This is a genomic window from Streptomyces sp. NPDC034049 (genome assembly GCF_055575575.1).
Window position 1 is genome coordinate 68161 of record NZ_JBVISJ010000016.1, and the last position, 17921, is coordinate 86081.

Sequence of the window (17921 nt, forward strand, 5' to 3'; positions counted from 1 at the left end):
CGGTCAGGGGCGAGTAACTGGCCCCGTTTCCGGCCCTCATCAGGCTCCCACCGTATGCCTGCTCCACCGTGCCATACCCATTCCGTGCAAATCTGCCCGTTCCGGGCAACATCGCACTTAGTGCTTCAGCTGTAGATCGCGATTTTGCTGGTGGGACCACAGGTCAGAGCATTGGCCCCGCCGCGCAGGGGGTTTCTCGCGCTGGGAGGTCAGCCCAGGTCGGGCCGGCGCAGGAGGTTTTCCAGGGTGGCGCGGTCACCCTCGCTTCGCAGGTCGTCCAAGGGAAGGCGGCCGTGCAGGGTGAGCAACACGTTGCTCGCCGATCCGTGCAGGTTTGCGGCCGTTTCGTGGTGGTCATCGATGATGCGCGAGCCCGACGCCGTCAGGTCGAGCAGCCACGATTCGCCCTCGGCGGCGTGCAGGCCGATCCGGGTCGGCTCGTGCGGCCAGGGACCGGCGGTGCCATGACTGACGCCGATGAACTCAGCGATGCCGTCGAGTGCGACAACCGCCGGGACGGGCCGGGGAGTTCCGGTGGTCAGCTGGGCGTCGAAGGTGTGGACTGCGGACTCCTGGACCTGATGGCGCGCCACTGCACCGCTCGTCGTCGGGACGTCGGAGTCGCCCCACCAGGTCGGGCAGATACAAGCGCCACTCGACAGCCGCCGACGCGTCGTCGGAGGCCAGGTGCAGCGAGACTGCGGCCTGGCAGTTGGTGACCTTGCCCGCGGTGCCGGTGTACTGCCGGGCCACACACGCCGAGGCGTCCCCGTCCTTGAGGAAGCCGGTGTCATCGACGATCAGCGCGGTCGGCTTGATCACGTGCTGCATCCGCCAGGCGAGGCGAGCGCGGACATGCGCCGCGTCCCACGGGCTGGTGGTGATGAAGTTCGCCAGGGCCTGCCGGTTGCCGTCCCCGCCCAGCCGGGCGGCCATCGGCTCCACCGACTTGCGCCGCCCGTCCAGCAGCAGGCCCCGCAGATACACCTGGCCCCACCGGTGCTGATCCGCCCGCGCGAACGGCTCGCACATCTCCGCCGCGAAGTCCTCCAGATCACACCGGACCGCGGCCAACTCCCCACCCAGCACACCCGGTCAACGACACCCGATCAAACGGACACGCCACCGGCGAATCAACCTGACCAAGCACTACTAGGAGCTGTTCGCTTTCTGGTTGGGGTGGGGAGCGGTCTTCTCGGGGTGCCACCTCGCGACGTTCCTCCCCGTCCGGCGGTCCATCTCGCGCCACTCCCGCCGCAGTCCCGCGAGGCTCGTGATGAGGAAGTACGCGGCTCCGCAGACGAGCAGTACCGGCACGAGGCCGGTGGAGGACACCACCGCCCCGGCGATCAGCCCGCCGAGCGGGGTGCCCGCCCACGCCAGCGAGTCACCGAGCGCGTTGACCCGGCCCAGCAACCGGCGGGGGATCCGCTCGATGAGGACGGCCCCGATCACCGGGTTGAGGAAACCCGCGCCGAATCCACTGACCGCGAAGACGGCCAGCATCACTCCCAGCGGAGCGTCGACGGCGAGGATCAGAAATCTCGGGGCACCGGCCAGCAGGAACCCGCCGAGGAACACGAGCCGCCGACGCAGCCGGTGTGCGGCCAGGGCCGCTATCAGGCTTCCCGCGACCGCCGCGGCCCCCATCGCGCTGCCGGTGAGACCGATCGCCGACGGCCCGTTGCCGGACTCCTTGGCCCAGACGGGCATGAGAACCGTCATGAACGCGGCGTCGAGCAAGTTGGTGATCCCCACCATGACGATCACCGTGAGCAGCAGCGGCTCGGTCCGCAGAAAGGCGAAGCCCTCGCCGAAGCGTGTCCAGTAGCCCGCCCCCGTCTCCCCTGCCGGCGGCGAGGCGCCCTCGGCGTGCTCCGCCACCCGGCGAGGCAGCGCCACCACGGTGATCACCGACCCGAGAGCGAAGCATCCCGCGTTGAGGACCAGCACGGACAACGGGCCCAGCAGCGCCACCAGCGAGCCACCGACGGCCGGGCCGACGGTGGACGCGAGCCGCTCCGTCGCGCCGGACAGGCCGGTGGCCCGCTCCAGCCGCACCCCACCGCGCTCCGCCGCCTCCGGGACCATGACTTCCTTGGCCAGGTCCCCGGGTCCCCTGGCGGCGCCGATCACCGCGACCAGGACCAGCAGCAGCGGGAACGACAGCAGGTCCAGGGCGTGACACAGGGGGACGGCGGCTACGGCGGTCGCGCTGGCGAGGTCCGTGGTCCAGGAGACGGTCCGGGGACCGGCCCGGTCCACCAGCGGCCCGATGAGCGCCTTGACCACCACGTACGGAGCCGTCTCGGCGAAGGCGACCAGGCCGGTCAGTGTGGCACTGCCGGTCGTGACCAGGACGAACCAGGGCAGTGCGACCGCCGACACCCGCGTACCGGTCAGCGACACCGCCATGGCCGCCAGCACCCCGCCCAGAGGCCGTAAGGACGACCGTCCTCCGGGCAGCGCGCCGTCGGTGCCTAAGGCGTCCCCCGTCACGACGTCCCCCTCCCCGCCTCGGTCTCCGACGCGGCGGGCGCGTCCAGTTCCGGCAGGATGTGGGCGACGACACCGATCCGCCGGGCTCCCTCCGGGGCACTCGCCGCCTCCTCGGGCGTGTCCTTCCGGTACCGGGCGATGACGTCCCGCAGCTCCTGCCGCAGGCCGACGGCCTCCTCGGGCGTGAGCCGCAACGCCCAGTCGCTCATGTCGAAGGTGTCCCGCCACGCGCTGGGCATCGTCTGCAGCTCGTTCAGCGTCTGCTGGGTGCGCAGGGTGTACGTGGTGGCGACGGACTGGAGGAACGCCATGGTGGCCTCGGGCTCACGTTCGACCAGTTCGCGGTCGTTGAGCTCCGTCGTCTGATGCACCGAACGCCACCAGCGCTCGCGCGCGTTGCCGCGCCCCGTGTCCTCCTCGACGAATCCGGCCGCGCCGAGCTGCCGCAGGTGGTAGCTGGCCGTCCCGGAGTTCACGCCCAGCCGCTCGGCGAGCCGGGTGGCCGTCGACGGGCCGTACTTCCGCAGCAGCCCGATCAGCTGCACCCGCACCGGGTGCGCCATCGCACGCAGCCCCTTGGCATCCAGAACGACGGAGGTCTCCTCGACACTCACGCCCTCGGGCCTGTTCATCGCATCGGTCACCCCATGAGGCTAAACCACAAAGAGTTCTTCGCAAAGAGTTCTTTGCGAATATTCCTTTGCGAAGAAATCTCCGCGAAGAGCCCCCTCCCCCCTCCGGTTCAGCGCCTCGGCGCGCGAGCCGCCAGCGCCTCCAGCAGCAGGTCGACCGCGTCCTCGAAGGAGCTCCCGCCCATCGCCCGCAGATCCTGGCGCACGGCCGTCAGGGCGGGGTACGCCGCCGGGTCCAGCCCTTGGTAGACCTCGCTCCACGCCCGCTCGTCGGCCTCCCGCTGCCCGCGCGGGAGCGCCTGGAGCGCCGCTTCCATCGCGGCATGGCTGAGCACGGTGTCGATGAACGTCAGATACAGGCGGGTCGCGTCGGCCGGCCCGAAGCCCGCCGCGAGCAGCAGTCCGATGCCGGTGTCGACGGCGCGGATCTCGTTCGGGCGCCGGGTCACCCGGTACGAGGCGAAGGCGGCCGCCCTGGGGTGGGCGAGGTAGCCGTCGCGGACCCGCAGCGCCATCTCGCGCAGGGCGACCACCCAGTCGTCGCCGGGGACGAAGCCCGCCATCGCGTCGCCGATGATGCGGTCGGCGATGGCGAGCACCAGGTCGTCGGTGCCGTGGAAGTAGCGGTAGAGGGCGCTGGGGTCGCAGCCCAGGGAGGTGCCGAGCCGGCGCACGCTGAGCGCCTCCGGGCCGTGCTCGCCGATCAGCCGCAGCGCGGTCTCCACGATCAGCTCCTCCGAGAGGATCACGCCCGAGCGGGTGGGACGGCGGCGGCTGCGTTCCTGCGGGACACGGCTGGACATCGGGGGCTCCTGTCGGTCGGGACGCGTACCGGCAGTGAAGGGGTGGGGGACCCTTATGTCAACAGCATTGACGCAAGACGAACGCCGGGTGTTCCATCAAAGTCCCGCGCGGCTCTACCCTCGTCACTCTCCCCACGAGGAGCCTCCATGTCATCCACCCCCTTGCGCCGCTCCCTCGGCGTGGTCGACGGCGTTGCCATCGCCGCCTCCAGCACGGCCGCCACCACCAGCATCGCCATCGGCATGGGCACGATCGCGACCATCGTGGGACTCCAGGGCCCGGCCCTCCTGCTCCTCGCCTTCCTGCCGGTGCTCGGCATCGCCACCGCCTACGCCCGGCTCAACCGCTCGGAGCCGAACTGCGGCAACGGCTACACCTGGGTCGGCCGGACCCTGGGCCCCTGGCCCGGCTTCCTCACCGGCTGGGTCACCCTCGTCGGCTCGGTCATCTTCTGCGCGTACACCAGCGCCGTCATGGGCTCGGTCGTCCTGGCCTTCGCCGACAAGGCCGGGCTGCACAGCCTGGCGGGCGTCGCCCTCGATCCGACGTCCACCGGCGTCAGCACGGCCGTCGGACTCGTGCTCCTGCTGGGTCTCACCGCCCTCGCCGTCACCGGCACCCGAGCCACCACCCGCTTCCAGTTCGCGCTGCTGGTCTTCGAGTACGCCGTGCTGATCGGGTTCTGCGGCTGGGCCCTCGTCACCGGCGAACAGTCGTTCTCGCTGTCGTGGTTCAACCCCTTCGAGATCGGCGACGGCACCACCTTCGCCCAGGGCATGGTCCTCGCGGTGTTCTTCTTCTGGGGCTGGGACGCGGCGTTCAGTGTCACGGAGGAGACCAGGAAGCCGGACGACGCCGCCAGGGGCGGCCTGATCGCGCTGTTCGCGATGCTGGGCCTGTTCCTCTTCGCCTCGGTGGCCTTCCAGCGGGAGATGAGCCTCGCCGAGCTGATCGAGAACGGTCCGCAGGCGCTGCCGTACCTCGGGCAGAAGCTGGCCGCCGAGCCCTGGGCCACCCTCCCCCTGGTCGCCCTGATGTTCTCCGCCGCGGCCTCCGTGCAGTCCACGCTGATCCCGACGGCCCGCGGCCTGCTAGCGATGGGCCGGGACCGCACGATGGGCCCGCTGTGGACCCGGGTCCACCCGCGCCACGGCACCCCGGCCGCCGGTACGGTCGTCGTGCTCGCCGTCGCGTCCTCGATCGCGCTGCTGGCCGTCGCCCTGCCCAAGCTGAGCGACATGCTGCTGGCCGCCGTCAACGCCATCGGCCTGCTCGTCGCCCTCTACTACGGCCTCACCGCCCTCGCCTGCGCCGTCCGCTTCCGGTCCGCGCGACACGAGGGGCTGCGCACGGCGGTGCTCGCCGTGGGGGTGCCCGCGGTGTCCGGGCTGATCCTGCTCGGCCTCGGCGGCTACCTCGGCTACTCCTACCTGACGATGAGCGACCACTTCGAACTGAGCCCCGACAACGGGTGGTTCATGTTCTCCCTGCCGGCCGTCATCGTCCTGGCGGGTCTGGGGATGGCAGCGGTCGCCAAGTACGTCCGCCGGTCGCCGTACTTCGCCACCGGCCGCGGCACGGACGCCGAGGCCCTCACCCTGCCCATGGACCGCACGCCGGCCTGACCCGCAGGCCCGAGCGGCCCGCACGCCTGTCGCGCCCGCAGGTCCGGCCGGCCCGCACGCCCGCCGGCCCCTCGGACCCGTCCGGCCCCATGCCCGTCCGCCCTGTCCGCGCCCCCGCCCCCACCTCCACATCCGCATCCGCATCCGCCAGGGAGTTCCCCCGCATGCCCCAGCCCCAGGCCACGGCCCCCGCCGACCTCGTCCTCACCGGCGGGCCCGTCCACACCGTCGATCCCGCGCGCAGCCGGGCCACCGCCGTGGCCGTGCGCGGGGGACGGATCACGGCCGTCGGCCACGACGAGGTGCACGCCCTCGTCGGGCCCGGCACCGAGGTCGTCGACCTCACCGGGAAGCTGCTGCTGCCCGGCTTCCAGGACGCCCACGTCCATCCGCAGGGCGCCGGCCTGGAACTGGGCCAGTGCCACCTCGCCGACACGGTCGACCCCGCCGAGTACCTGCGGCGGATCCGGGCGTACGCCGACGCGCACCCGGACGCCGAGTGGATCACAGGCGGCGGCTGGTCCCTGGAGGCCTTCCCCGGCGGCGCCCCCACCGCCGCCGCGCTCGACGCGGTCGTCCCCGACCGGCCCGTCTTCCTGCCCAACCGCGACCACCACGGCGCCTGGGTCAACTCCCGGGCCCTGGAGCTGGCCGGGATCGACGCCCGCACCGCCGACCCCGCCGACGGCCGTATCGAACGCGACGCCGAGGGCCGGCCGACCGGCACGCTCCAGGAGGGCGCCGTCCACCTCGTCGGCCGGCTGGTGCCCGACCCCACCCCCGAGGAACAGCTCACCGCCCTGCTGCGCGCCCAGGCGGTGCTGCACTCCCACGGGGTCACCGCCTGGCAGGACGCCATCGTCGGCGCGTACGCCAACATGACCGACCCGGCACCCTCGTACCGCGCGGCCCTGGACCGGGGGCAGCTCACCGCCCGCGTCGTCGGCGCCCTGTGGTGGGACCGGGAGCGCGGCGCCGACCAGATCCCCGAACTCCTCGCGCGCCGCGAGGAGTTGAGCGGGGGCCGGTTCCGGGCCGGCACGGTGAAGATCATGCAGGACGGCATCGCCGAGAACCACACGGCCGCGATGCTCGACCCCTATCTCAGCGGCTGCGGGTGCGCCTCGGACGGCAGCGGCATCAGCTTCGTCGAACCGGGCGAGCTGAAGAAGTACGTCACCGAACTCGACGCGCACGGCTTCCAGGTGCACTTCCACGCCCTCGGCGACCGCGCGGTGCGTGAGGCGCTCGACGCCGTGGAGGCCGCCCGCACCACCAACGGCCCTCGCGACACCCGCCACCACCTGGCGCACCTCCAGGTGGTGCATCCCGACGACGTACGACGGTTCCGGGCGCTCGGCGCCACCGCCAACCTGCAGATGCTGTGGGCGGCCCACGAGCCCCAGATGGACGAGCTCACCCTGCCGTTCCTCGGCCCGGAACGCGGCGCCCGGCAGTACCCGTTCGGCGATCTGCTGCGCGCCGGGGCCACGCTCGCGGCGGGCAGCGACTGGCCCGTCAGCAGCCCCGACCCGCTCCAGGCCGTGCACGTCGCCGTCAACCGTGTCTCCCCGGACGCCCCGGAGGGCACCCCGGAGTTCCTGCCCGCCCAGCGCCTCGACCTCGGTACCGCCCTCGCGGCGTACACGGCGGGCAGCGCCTACGCCAACCACCTCGACACCCTCACCGGCAGCATCACCGTCGGCAAGGCGGCCGATCTGGTCGTCCTCGACCGTGACCCGTTCGCGCACCCGGCCGACGAGATCGCGGCCACCCGGGTCCTGCAGACCTTCGTGGACGGGATACGCGTCCACGCGGCACCCGACGCCTGACCGTCCCCGGCACGCGGCACCCGAGGACCCGCGCCCCACGGCTCGCGGGCGCGGGTCCGGCCGTACGGAGATGGGTCCGACCCCTTGACGCCGGCCCTATGACTGCGTAGACATGACTACGCAGACATGACAGCGCAGTCAGAAAGGTGATGTCTGACATCATTGGGTCGGTCCGTGCGGTCACCGGGAGGCATCATGACGCGAGGTACAGGGCGGGGCGGGAGCCCCGCGGCACCTAGCAGCACGGATGTGGCACGGCTGGCCGGGGTCTCGCAGAAGACCGTGTCGAGGGTCTTCAACGACGAACCGTACGTCTCCGCCGACGTGCGCAGACGGGTCACGGAAGCCGCGGAGCGGCTCGGTTACCGGCGCAACAACGCCGCCCGGGCGCTTGCCTCCGGGCGCACCCGCTCCATCGGGGTGGTGACGCTGGGAACGGCCCTGTACGGCCCGGCCTCCCTGCTCATGGGGGTCGAACGGGTCGTCCGGGACACCGGTTACGCGCTCCGCGTGGTCAACACCGTGGAGGGCGACCCGGCCGGGATCGCCGGTGCGGTGGACTCGCTGCTCGACCAGGGCGTGGACGGCGTCGTCATCTCCGAGCCGATCGACGAGGCCGGCGAGAACGGCGACACCCCCCGTCTCTCCGTGCCGGTGCTGGTCATCGGCGCCCCGCCGTTCGTCACCGCCCCCGCGGTGCTGAACGCGGGGGACGGGGCCGAACTGATGGCGCGGACCGCCACCGAACACCTGCTGGCGCTGGGCCACACGACGGTCCATCACCTCGCGGGTCCGCAGCGGTGGTACGCGGCCCGGGACCGGCTGGAGGGCTGGCGGGCGACCCTGACGGCACATGGGAAGGACGTGCCCGAGGTCGTCACCGGCGACTGGTCGGCCGCGTCCGGCTACACGGCCGGCCGCGTGCTGGCCGAGAACCGGGACGTCACCGCCGTCTTCTGCGCCAACGACGACATGGCGATCGGTCTGATCCGCGCGCTGGCGGAGGCCGGCCGCCGGGTGCCGGAGGACGTCAGCGTCGTCGGCTTCGACGACATCCCGGTCGCCGCCTATGTGACTCCTCCCCTGACCACGGTGCGCCAGCCGTTCGACGCCGTGGCCCAGGAAGGGCTCAAGCGGCTCGTGCACGCCATCGAGAACCCCGACGCGGACCCGCTGCCGCCGAGCGATCCACCCATCGACCTCGTCGTCCGCGCCTCGACCGCGCCGCCACCGAGCCGGACGCCCCCGGCCCGCGGCCGACGCACCGCACCCCGCCGCCGGGCCACCCCCGCCCCGGTGCCCGCGGACGGAGGTGGCCCGGCACAGCACTGAACCCCGCCCACCCGCACCTCATCACGGCCGTCCCGGCCGACGCGTGACCCCGAGAACGAGCCGCATCACCCCTCACGCCCCGCCGCCCCCGCGCGCCCCGCACCGGGTCGACGCCGGGCCGCCCCCGTACCCCGCTGTGCGTCCCGAGCCGAGTCCCCACACCTGCCTCGGTCGTCCACGCCCCTTTCGCCCGACCTGACGGCGTCGACGCCGGTCGGCGCGTCCTCGCGGATCCCGCACACCTCCGCACGCCTGTGTCCGGCGTGCCACCACCCTCGCCACCAGCCGGAGTTCACCATGCCCAGAAACCCCTTCGCAGCCGCCTCCTCCTCTCCCATGAGCCGTCGGCTGTTCCTCACCACCACGGGTGCCCTGTCGCTCGGGGCCGCCCTGACCGCCTGCGGCGGCGGTGACTCCTCCGGCTCCTCCGGCTCGGCCGCGCCCGTCAGCCAGGCCGACATCGACAAGGCGATGAAGACGCCCACCGAGCTGACGTTCTGGACGTGGGTCCCGAACATCGCCAAGGAGATCGCGCTCTTCGAGAAGAAGTACCCGGCCGTCAGGATCAAGGTCGTCAACGCCGGTCAGGGCACCCCTCAGTACACCAAGCTGCGCACGGCCCTGAAGGCCGGCAGCGGCGCCCCGGACATGGTGCAGATCGAGTACCAGGCCATCCCGACGTTCACCATCACCGAGAGCCTGCTGGACCTGCGCCCGTACGGCGCCGCCGAGCTCAAGGACCGGTTCGTCGACTGGACGTGGGGTCAGGTCAGCGGCGCCAAGGGCGAGGTGTGGGCGATCCCGCAGGACACGGGACCGATGGGTCTGCTGTACCGCAAGGACATCTTCGACAAGCACGGCATCGACGTGCCGGGAACCTGGGACGAGTTCGCCGAGGCGGCCCGCAAGCTCCACAAGGCCGACCCGGACGTCTACCTCACCAACCTCGCGGCCAGCCAGCCCGCCGCCTGGCACGGGCTGCTGTGGCAGGCCGGCGCAAAGCCCTACGCGACCTCCGGCAAGGGCGACATCACCATCAGCGTCGACGACGCGGTCTCCAAGAAGCTCGGCGCGTACTGGGGCGGACTGGCGAAGGAAGGCGTGATCAGCACCGACCCGGACTTCACCGACGGCTGGTACGCCGGGCTCAACAAGGGCAAGTACGCCACCTGGATCACCGCCGCCTGGGGCCCGGCCTTCCTCTCCGGCTCGGCCAAGGCCACCGCCGGCAAGTGGCGCGCGGCCCCACTCCCCCAGTGGGACGCGGCCGAGCCCAGCGCGGGCAACTGGGGCGGCTCGACCACCGCCGTCATCCGCTCCACCAAGAACCCCGTCGCGGCGGCCGTGTTCGCGCAGTTCCTCAACAGCGACCCCGCCACCGCCAAGATGTTCGCCACCGAGCAGTTCTTCTTCCCGGCGACCAAGGCCCTGCTCACCGACGCCGAGTTCGTGTCGGACGCGCCGTCCTTCTACGGCGGCCAGCAGGTCAACCAGGTCTTCGCCGACGTCAGCGCCACCGTGGACCCCGCCTTCCAGTGGCCGCCGTTCCTCGACCAGGCGGCGACCGACTGGACCGAGACCGTGGGCAAGTCCCTCGCCGACAGGAAGGACACCGTCGCCGCCCTCGGCCAGTGGCAGTCACGGCTGACCACGTACGCCAAGGGCCAGGGCTTCACCGTCAAGGGATCCTGAGATGGCCGCCACCACGCCTGCCACCACCACCCCTGCCACCGCCCCGGGCCGTTCGCGGCCCGGGGGCACCCGGCGCCGCCGCTCGGCGGGCCCCCTCTTCGTCGCGCCCTTCCTGGTGCTGTTCCTGCTGCTCTTCCTCGCGCCACTCGTGTACGCCGCCTACCTCAGCCTCTTCCAGACCCGGCTGATCGGCGGGACGGTCTTCGTCGGCCTCGACAACTACGCCCAGGCCTTCGGTGACTCCCAGTTCCTGCACGGAGTCGGCCGTGTCGCGTTGTTCTTCGTGGTCCAGGTCCCCGTGATGCTGCTGCTGGCCCTGCTGTTCGCGCTCGCGCTCGACAGCGGTCTGCTGCGCCTGTCCCGGGTGATCCGGCTGGGCATCTTCGTCCCCTACGCCGTCCCCAGCGTGGTCGCCGCGCTGATGTGGGGCTATCTGTACGGCCCGGACTTCGGGCCGTTCGCCCAGCTGGGCCGCAACCTTGACCTGCCGGTGCCGAACTTCCTCGGCGAGAGCTGGATGCTCGGCAGCCTCGCGAACATCGTGACCTGGGAGTTCGTCGGCTACAACATGATCATCCTGTACGCCGCCCTGCGCACGGTCCCGCACGAGCTGTACGAGGCGGCCGCGATGGACGGCGCCGGTGCCTGGCGCATCGCGTGGTCCATCAAACTCCCGGCGCTGCGCCCGGCGTTGCTGCTCACCCTGCTGTTCTCCGTGATCGGCAGCTTCCAGCTGTTCAACGAGCCGAAACTGCTCAAGGACCTCGCCCCGGACGTGATCAGCAGCTCCTACACCGCCAACCTCTACGCCTACACGCTCGCCTTCACCGGCCAGCAGGTCAACTACGCGGCCACGGTGTCCTTCCTCCTCGGCCTCGTCATCGTGATCGCCTCCTACGGCGTCCTGCTCACCGCCAACCGCAGGAGGACCCCGTGACGACGACCACCCCCGCGCCCACGGTCACCGCGACGGCGAGCAAGCCGGCGCGTGTCGCGAACCGCAGGAGCCGCCCGGACCGTCGCAGCACCCCGCTGACGATCGCCATGCTGGCCGCCCTGGCGTACTTCCTGCTGCCCCTCTTCTGGTTGCTGATCGCCTCGACCAAGAGCACGCAGGACCTGTTCAACAGTTTCGGCCTGTGGTTCTCCGACGCCCCGCAGCTGCTGACGAACATCAAGGAGACCTTCACCCAGAGCGACGGCGTCTTCGTGCGCTGGCTGCTGAACACGGTCCTGTACGCCGGGGTCAGCGCGGTCGGAGCGGCGCTGCTGGCGGCCGCCGCGGGATACGGCTTCGCCAAGTACCGCTTCCGCGGCGACCGTCTCGCCTTCAACCTGGTCCTCGGCGCGGTCATGGTGCCCACGACCGCGCTGGCCATCCCGACCTATCTGCTGTTCGCGCAGGCGGGTCTGGCCAACACCCCCTGGGCGATCATCCTGCCCTCGCTGGTCAACCCGTTCGGCCTGTATCTGATGCGCGTCTACGCGGCGGACTCCGTTCCCGACAGCGTCCTGGAGGCCGCCCGGATCGACGGCGCCGGCGAGGCACGGATCTTCTTCCGGATCGCCCTGCGGCTGATGGCCCCGGGCGTGGTGACGGTCCTGCTGTTCACGCTGGTGGCGACCTGGAACAACTACTTCCTGCCGCTGATCATGCTCAACGACCCCGATCTGTACCCGATCACCGTCGGCCTGGCCTCCTGGGCCGCGCAGGCGCAGAACGGCGGGGCCGGCGCCAGCAGCGACATGCTCGCGCTGGTCGTGACCGGGTCCCTGATCTCGATCGTCCCGCTGGTCGTGGCCTTCCTCATGCTCCAGCGGTACTGGCAGAGCGGTCTGGCCGCCGGCGGTGTCAAGCAGTAGGGCCACCGGCCCTCGTACCACTCCCCCACTCTTTCTCCCGGAGGTTCTTCTTCATGGCGGCTCTGCCTGACCGCGTCCTGTTCGGTGCCGCGTACTACCACGAGTACCAGCCGTACGAACGGCCCGCCGAACGCCTCAAGACCGACCTGGACCTGATGGCCGAAGCGCATGTCTCCGTCATCCGGGTCGGCGAGTCGGTGTGGTCCACCTGGGAGCCGGAGAACGGCACGTTCGACCTGGACTGGCTCCAGCCGGTGCTGGACGGCGCCCACGAGCGCGGCATCTCCGTGGTATTCGGCACCCCGACCTACGCGGCGCCGCCGTGGCTGGCCCGGCAGTACCCGGAGATCACGGCCGAGCGGCGCACCGGCGAGCGCATGGGCTGGGGCGCCCGCCAGGAGATCGACTTCACCCACCCGGCCTTCCGCTTCCACGCCGAGCGGGTCATCCGCAAGGTCGTCGGCCGGTACGCCGACCACCCCGCCGTCATCGGCTTCCAGGTCGACAACGAGCCCGGGCTGCACCTCTTCCACAACCACGGTGTCTTCCAGCGCTTCGTGGACCATCTGCGCGAGAAGTACGGCGACGTGGAGACCCTCAACCGGGAGTGGGGACTGGTCTACTGGTCCCACCGGCTCTCCACCTGGGCCGACCTGTGGACGCCGGACGGCAACGAACAGCCCCAGTACGACGTCGCCTGGCGGGAGTTCCAGGCCCGCCAGGTCACCGAGTTCATCGGCTGGCAGGCCGACCTCGTCCGCGAGTACGCCTCGCCCGAGCAGTTCGTCACCACCTGCATCTCCTACACCCGTCAGGGCGTGGAGGACGACGAGTTGACCGACCGCCTCGACATCGCCTCCGGCAACCCGTACTACGACATGCAGGACGGTCTGCTGCTTCCCGATCCCACCCCCGACGGCCACGAGCAGAAGTGGAAGACGACCGGCGTGTGGGCGCTGTACCAGACCGCCGACTGGATGTTCTCCTCCCGTCAGGAGCCGTTCCTCGTCACCGAGACCAACGCGGGTTCGATCGGCATGGCCTGGGACAACCGCCCGGGCTACGACGGGCAGTGGCGCCAGGCGGCCTGGGCTCTCGTCTCGCGCGGCGCCCGGATGATCGAGTACTGGCACTGGCACACCCTGCACTTCGGCGCCGAGACGTACTGGGGCGGCATCCTCCCCCACACCGGGCAGCCCGGCCGTACGTACGCCGAACTCGCCCGGCTCGGCGCGGAGTTCGAGACGGCCGGACCGCTCGTCGCCGGACTCGAACCGGACGCCGACATCACCCTGGTGTACTCGACGCCCAGCAAGTGGCTGATGCAGAAGTACCCGCCGCTCGCCACGCCGGACGGCGAGCCGGACGCGGCCGCCTACCACCGGATCCTCGACCCGTTCTACCGGGGCGCGTTCGAGGCGGGCCGGCAGGTCCGGATCGTCCACGCACGTCAGCTGCACGACCCGAGCGGGGAGCGCGGGGGCCTCGCGCCCGAGGAGGCCGTCCGCCGCCATCCGGTGCTGGTCGTCCCGGCGCTGTACCTCGCCGCCGACACCACCCTCGACTGGTTCGCCGCGTACGCGGAGGCCGGCGGCCATCTGGTCCTCGGCCCGCGCACCGGCTACGCCGACCACGAGGCCAGGGCCCGCACCGAACCGGCCCCCGGCCGGCTGACGGAGCCGGCCGGCGTGCACTACGACGAGTTCAGCAACCTGACCCGCGAGATCCCGGTGCGCCCGGCACCGGGCAGCCCGCTCCGGCTTCCGGACGGCGCGGCGGCGACCCGCTGGGCGGACGGGCTCACCGTCGACGACGCCGAGGTGCTGGCCGCGTACGACCATCCGCACTTCAGCCGCTGGCCCGCGCTCACCACACGCCGGCACGGGGCGGGGCGGATCACGTACGTCGGTACGGTGCCCGACCGGCGCCTCGGGCGCGCGCTGGCCGAGTGGCTGGCGCCGACCGCGCGTCACGGCTGGGCGGACCTGCCGGAGTCGGTCACCGCGACCACCGGAACGGCGGCCGACGGGCGGCGTGTCCACATCGTCCACAACTGGAGCTGGGAGCCCGCGAGCGTCCCGGCCCCGACCGACCTCGCCGACGCGCTCGACGACACGTCCGTCGCGGCGGGCACCGCAGTGGAACTCGGCCCGTGGGACGTACGGGTCCTCGTCGCCACCGACCTCGACTAGGAGAGACCATGCACAGAAGACGAGCCGCGAGAGCGCTGGGGACCTTCACGGCGGCGTCCGCGCTGCTGCTGGTGCCCCTGGCCGGTGCGGGGGCGTACAGCCCGACCGGTGGGGTGATGTACCAGCTCGGCGGCGAGGCCTGTCTGAAGGGGCGGGGCAACTGCGCGGTCTACCCCAAGTCGGCGCAGTTGCCGACCGGTCGGCTGGTCGCGTCGTTCGAGAAGTCCACCGTCGTGAAGTCGACGGGCAGCGCCGACCGGCAGACCCTCCCGGTGTACAAGAGCGACGACGACGGCACGACCTGGCAGCCGCTGTCCGAGGTGAAGGCACCGGCGTATCTGTCGAAGGACCCCCGCTACGCGAAGTACACGAGCAACTGGACGAACCCGTACCTCTACGTACTCCCGCAGCGCGTCGGCACGTTGCCGGCCGGCACGCTGCTGCTGGCGAGTGTCGTGTCGGGCGACGACGCGTACTACGAGGAGCACAAGGCCGCCGACCCGGACTGGACGCCGTCCAACGACGGAGACCGCGCCGACATGGCCATCGCGCTGTACTCCAGCGCCGACGACGGCAGGACCTGGAAGGTGGTCAACGTCGTCGCGACCGGCGGCTGGCAGGGCGGCAGCGCGGGCGCGGTCGGACAGAACATCGCCGACGCCAACACGCACCGGCAGGTGGATCCCCTCTGGGAGCCGTACCTGATGGTCCACAAGGGCAAGCTGGTCTGCTACTACTCCGACGAGAACGACTACCTCGGCTTCGACCCGGTCACCGGCGTCCCGAAGCTCGACCCGGCGAACGACACGGCCGAGGACTCGCACGGGCAGATCCTGGTCCACAAGACCTGGGACGGCCGCAGCGCCAAGTGGAGCGCTCCGGTCGTCGACATCGCCGGGTCGACCGAGGACATGGGCGGCGGGAAGTCGGAGATCGGCGGTGGCCGGCCCGGCATGACGAACCTCGTCCCGACGGCGGACGGCAAGTGGCTGCTCACCTACGAGTACTGGGGCGGCGGGGCCAACACCCGCTACCGCGTGGCGTCCGACCCGCTGACGTTCTTCCGCGGCTCCCCCACCGGCATGGGTGTCGACGCGCTGCCGGTGGTGGCCGGCTCCCGCCCGCTCGCACAGGGCGGCAGCCCGGTGCTCATCCGCCTGCCCGACGGGCGCCTGGTCTACAACGCCGCCGGCAGCGGCGACGTCTGGGTCAACGACAGCGGGCGCGCCGACGGCGTGTGGACGCAGTACCAGACGACGTCGCGGGCGGGCTACAGCCGCAACCTCCAGTACGTGAAGGACACCGGCCGGGTGGTGATCCTCAACAACCAGGGCACCTCGACGATCGCGTTCGCCGAGGTCGACCTCGGTGGATCCGCCGGTGCCTACCGGAAGCTGGTGAACCGGAGGACCGGTCAGGTCATCGGTACCGGGAACAACCCCACCGACGCGAACATCGGCAACGGGGACGTGCCCGACGTCGTCCTGGAGGACGCCGGGGCGGCGGCGGACCCGGACACCCAGTACTGGCACGTCGTCACCAAGTCCGACGGCGGTGTGACGCTGCTCAACAAGGCGGGCGGCCGGTCGGCGGCCGTCTGGACCGGCAACGCGACGGCGGGGCAGCGGATCGGCCAGTGGGTCGACGACAGCGCCACGGGCACCTGGGACGTCGTCAGGACCGGGGACGGTCACATCAGGCTGCGCTCGGCGAAGAACAAGGACCTCTACCTGACCGGCGGTTCCGCCGACGCGCCGCTGACCCTGCGGACCGCGTCCACGGACGGTTCGCAGGACTGGAAGCTGGTCCGGTAGCCGGGCCGGCGACCGGCTCCATGGCGGGCCCGGAGCCTTGACCGGGTCCCGGCGGTGACTGTCAGGATGGTCCGATGACCGACGGACTCCGCTGGGTGTGCGAGGCGTACCCCTTCGGCCACACCCTCGTCTTCTGTGAGGGTGTGGCCCCGGAGCAGGTGCTGCTGCGGCTCGGTGCGCCGCGCGAGTCGCTCTTCCCACTGACGCGTGTCGAGGCCCAGGAGATCGAGGTCCGCAACGCCGCCGACGAGCCCTACGACCTCGACCACCTCGACGGCCTGGACGTGGGGGCCGTCGAGGAACGGGGGTTCCTGCGGCCGGAGGTCGACGCCGTGCTCCGGGCGGGGGCGATCGAGGGGTGGGGCTTCGCCGTCCAGACCTCCACCTCGTACGTCTCCGCCCGGGACTATCTGCCCGCGCTCTCCCGTGGGACCCGTGTCGTCACCGCCTGCCGGGACGTGAACGCCACGGAGCGAGTGGAGTACGCCGTCGACGGGCGGGTCCTGTCCTCCTTCGACCCCGGGATCCCCGCCTACGACGACGGGGTCGACCCCTCGGCGACGGGCCGGTCGGCCGTCGCCGGGCCCATGACCTCGCCGCAGGTCATGGAGTGGCTGGAGCACCGCTTCGGGCTGTGGCTGCCGCGGGACTCCGAGCACCGGCGGCTGCCGGCGGCTGCCTTCGTCACCGGCCGCCCAGCCAACCCCGGAGCACGGTGAAGTCCGCCGCGGTCAGGCCCACTTCGGGTTCGACACGGTGCAGGAGGGCCCGTCCGGGGTGATGCCGTGCCACCCAGGCGCGGTCGAGGCCGGTGATCTCGTCGTCGAGCCAGATGAACGGGCGCCCGGCGGCGGTCCGGACGAGGGCCCGGGTCTTCCAGTGCAGCAGATCCGCCCGGTCCTCCTCCGGTGCCTCCGGCAGATCCACGACCGGCAGCCGCGGCAGGCCGAGCAGCGGGGCGATCACCTCGTTGGCGTCGTCCATCCACGCGGTGGCCCACATCGGTTCGCAGAGCAGCCGCAGCAGGCGCGGTCCGTGCGCGCGGTCGATCCGCGCCAGATGCGGATTCGACGTGTGCTGCCAGTCGACCCACTCCTCGGCGGCAGCGGGGAGCCGTGCGCCGCCGTAGGGCAGAAGGGTGCCGTCGACGTCCAGGAAGAGCAGCGGGCGTGGCGTGGAAACGTTCATGGCCGCGCTCCGGCCGTGGCGTCGTCGGGGGCCACGGTGTGGTCGGTCTCCCAGCGGAGCAGGTCACCGGGCCGGCATGCGAGTACCTCGCGGAGCGCGGCGAGGGTGGTGAAGCGGACGGCCTTGGCGCGGCCGTTCTTGAGCACCGCCAGATTGGCGGGGGTGACGCCGACGCGTTCCGCGAGTTCACCCACGGACATCTTCCGCCTGGCCAGCATCACGTCGATGTCGACGGCGATCGGCATCAGATCACCTCGGCCGGCTCGGCCCGCATCCGCGTCGCCTCGATGTCACGGTCGACGGCCTTCGCGAGCGGCATCCGCAGCACGAGGACGATGAGCGCCATCCCCAGCACCGCCAGACCGACGCCGCCGAGCAGCAGCACGATCCCGGGGGCCACCGCCTTGCCCGGGGCCAGGACCACACCGAGCGCGAACACCATGGCAGC

15 protein-coding genes and 2 pseudogenes are annotated in these 17921 nt (G+C 71.7%); 9 read left to right on the forward strand and 8 right to left on the reverse strand.

From position 1 onward, the window contains the following. Positions 1 to 209 precede the first annotated feature (209 nt). The 5 genes and pseudogenes from ACZ52C_RS34465 to ACZ52C_RS34485 all read right to left on the reverse strand — a co-directional run bounded on the left by ACZ52C_RS34465 (position 210) and on the right by ACZ52C_RS34485 (position 3934). Positions 210 to 593, reverse strand: coding sequence for a hypothetical protein (locus tag ACZ52C_RS34465; protein ID WP_469078474.1), 384 nt, complete (start codon positions 591 to 593; stop codon positions 210 to 212). Further along, positions 571 to 1089 (reverse strand): annotated as a pseudogene (locus ACZ52C_RS34470) (IS701 family transposase); the annotation flags it as partial. The gene ACZ52C_RS34465 and the pseudogene ACZ52C_RS34470, both read right to left, overlap by 23 nt. 63 nt (positions 1090 to 1152) lie before the next feature. Further along, positions 1153 to 2499, reverse strand: coding sequence for an MFS transporter (locus ACZ52C_RS34475; protein ID WP_469078475.1), 1347 nt, complete (start codon positions 2497 to 2499; stop codon positions 1153 to 1155). Continuing rightward, positions 2496 to 3131: an ArsR/SmtB family transcription factor gene (locus ACZ52C_RS34480; protein ID WP_469078577.1), complete on the reverse strand. Its 636-nt coding sequence runs from the start codon at positions 3129 to 3131 to the stop codon at positions 2496 to 2498. The genes ACZ52C_RS34475 and ACZ52C_RS34480 overlap by 4 nt, the downstream gene beginning before the upstream one ends. 110 nt (positions 3132 to 3241) lie before the next feature. Continuing rightward, the gene (locus ACZ52C_RS34485; protein ID WP_469078476.1) at positions 3242 to 3934 is read right to left on the reverse strand and encodes a TetR/AcrR family transcriptional regulator; all 693 of its coding nucleotides are present in this window, start codon (positions 3932 to 3934) and stop codon (positions 3242 to 3244) included. Positions 3935 to 4081: 147 nt separating this feature from the next. On the opposite strand from ACZ52C_RS34485, the gene ACZ52C_RS34490 reads away from it, so the two are divergent. The 9 genes from ACZ52C_RS34490 (at position 4082) to ACZ52C_RS34530 (ending at position 17004) form a co-directional block, all read left to right on the forward strand. Further along, complete coding sequence (locus tag ACZ52C_RS34490) at positions 4082 to 5560, forward strand: APC family permease (protein ID WP_469078477.1); 1479 nt, start codon at positions 4082 to 4084, stop codon at positions 5558 to 5560. 164 nt (positions 5561 to 5724) lie between these two features. Then, positions 5725 to 7392, forward strand: a complete 1668-nt coding sequence (locus ACZ52C_RS34495; protein WP_469078478.1) for an amidohydrolase — start codon at positions 5725 to 5727, stop codon at positions 7390 to 7392. 195 nt (positions 7393 to 7587) lie between these two features. Beyond that, on the forward strand, positions 7588 to 8724 hold the full coding sequence (locus tag ACZ52C_RS34500) for a LacI family DNA-binding transcriptional regulator (RefSeq protein WP_469078479.1): 1137 nt from the start codon (positions 7588 to 7590) through the stop codon (positions 8722 to 8724). Positions 8725 to 9021: 297 nt separating this feature from the next. Continuing rightward, the gene (locus tag ACZ52C_RS34505; RefSeq protein ID WP_469078480.1) at positions 9022 to 10416 is read left to right on the forward strand and encodes an ABC transporter substrate-binding protein; all 1395 of its coding nucleotides are present in this window, start codon (positions 9022 to 9024) and stop codon (positions 10414 to 10416) included. Between the two features lies 1 nt (position 10417). After that, a complete protein-coding gene (locus tag ACZ52C_RS34510) occupies positions 10418 to 11353 on the forward strand; it encodes a carbohydrate ABC transporter permease (RefSeq protein WP_469078481.1) in 936 nt (311 codons plus the stop codon). Next, complete coding sequence (locus ACZ52C_RS34515; RefSeq protein WP_469078482.1) at positions 11350 to 12279, forward strand: carbohydrate ABC transporter permease; 930 nt, start codon at positions 11350 to 11352, stop codon at positions 12277 to 12279. Before ACZ52C_RS34510 ends, ACZ52C_RS34515 begins: the two co-directional genes overlap by 4 nt. A gap of 53 nt (positions 12280 to 12332) precedes the next feature. Then, positions 12333 to 14471, forward strand: coding sequence for a beta-galactosidase (locus tag ACZ52C_RS34520; RefSeq protein ID WP_469078483.1), 2139 nt, complete (start codon positions 12333 to 12335; stop codon positions 14469 to 14471). 8 nt (positions 14472 to 14479) lie between these two features. Continuing rightward, a complete protein-coding gene (locus tag ACZ52C_RS34525) occupies positions 14480 to 16285 on the forward strand; it encodes an RICIN domain-containing protein (RefSeq protein WP_469078484.1) in 1806 nt (601 codons plus the stop codon). Between the two features lie 74 nt (positions 16286 to 16359). Next, complete coding sequence (locus tag ACZ52C_RS34530; protein WP_469078485.1) at positions 16360 to 17004, forward strand: DUF6461 domain-containing protein; 645 nt, start codon at positions 16360 to 16362, stop codon at positions 17002 to 17004. Here ACZ52C_RS34530 and ACZ52C_RS34535 read toward each other — a convergent pair. The 3 genes and pseudogenes from ACZ52C_RS34535 to ACZ52C_RS34545 form a co-directional block, all read right to left on the reverse strand. Continuing rightward, the gene (locus tag ACZ52C_RS34535; protein ID WP_469078486.1) at positions 16970 to 17473 is read right to left on the reverse strand and encodes an HAD domain-containing protein; all 504 of its coding nucleotides are present in this window, start codon (positions 17471 to 17473) and stop codon (positions 16970 to 16972) included. The genes ACZ52C_RS34530 and ACZ52C_RS34535 overlap by 35 nt on opposite strands. Then, positions 17470 to 17718 (reverse strand): helix-turn-helix domain-containing protein, encoded by a 249-nt coding sequence (locus tag ACZ52C_RS34540; RefSeq protein ID WP_469078487.1) that lies wholly within the window; start codon positions 17716 to 17718, stop codon positions 17470 to 17472. Before ACZ52C_RS34540 ends, ACZ52C_RS34535 begins: the two co-directional genes overlap by 4 nt. After that, positions 17718 to 17921, reverse strand: a pseudogene (locus ACZ52C_RS34545) (DUF2975 domain-containing protein); the annotation flags it as partial. The pseudogene ACZ52C_RS34545 and the gene ACZ52C_RS34540, both read right to left, overlap by 1 nt.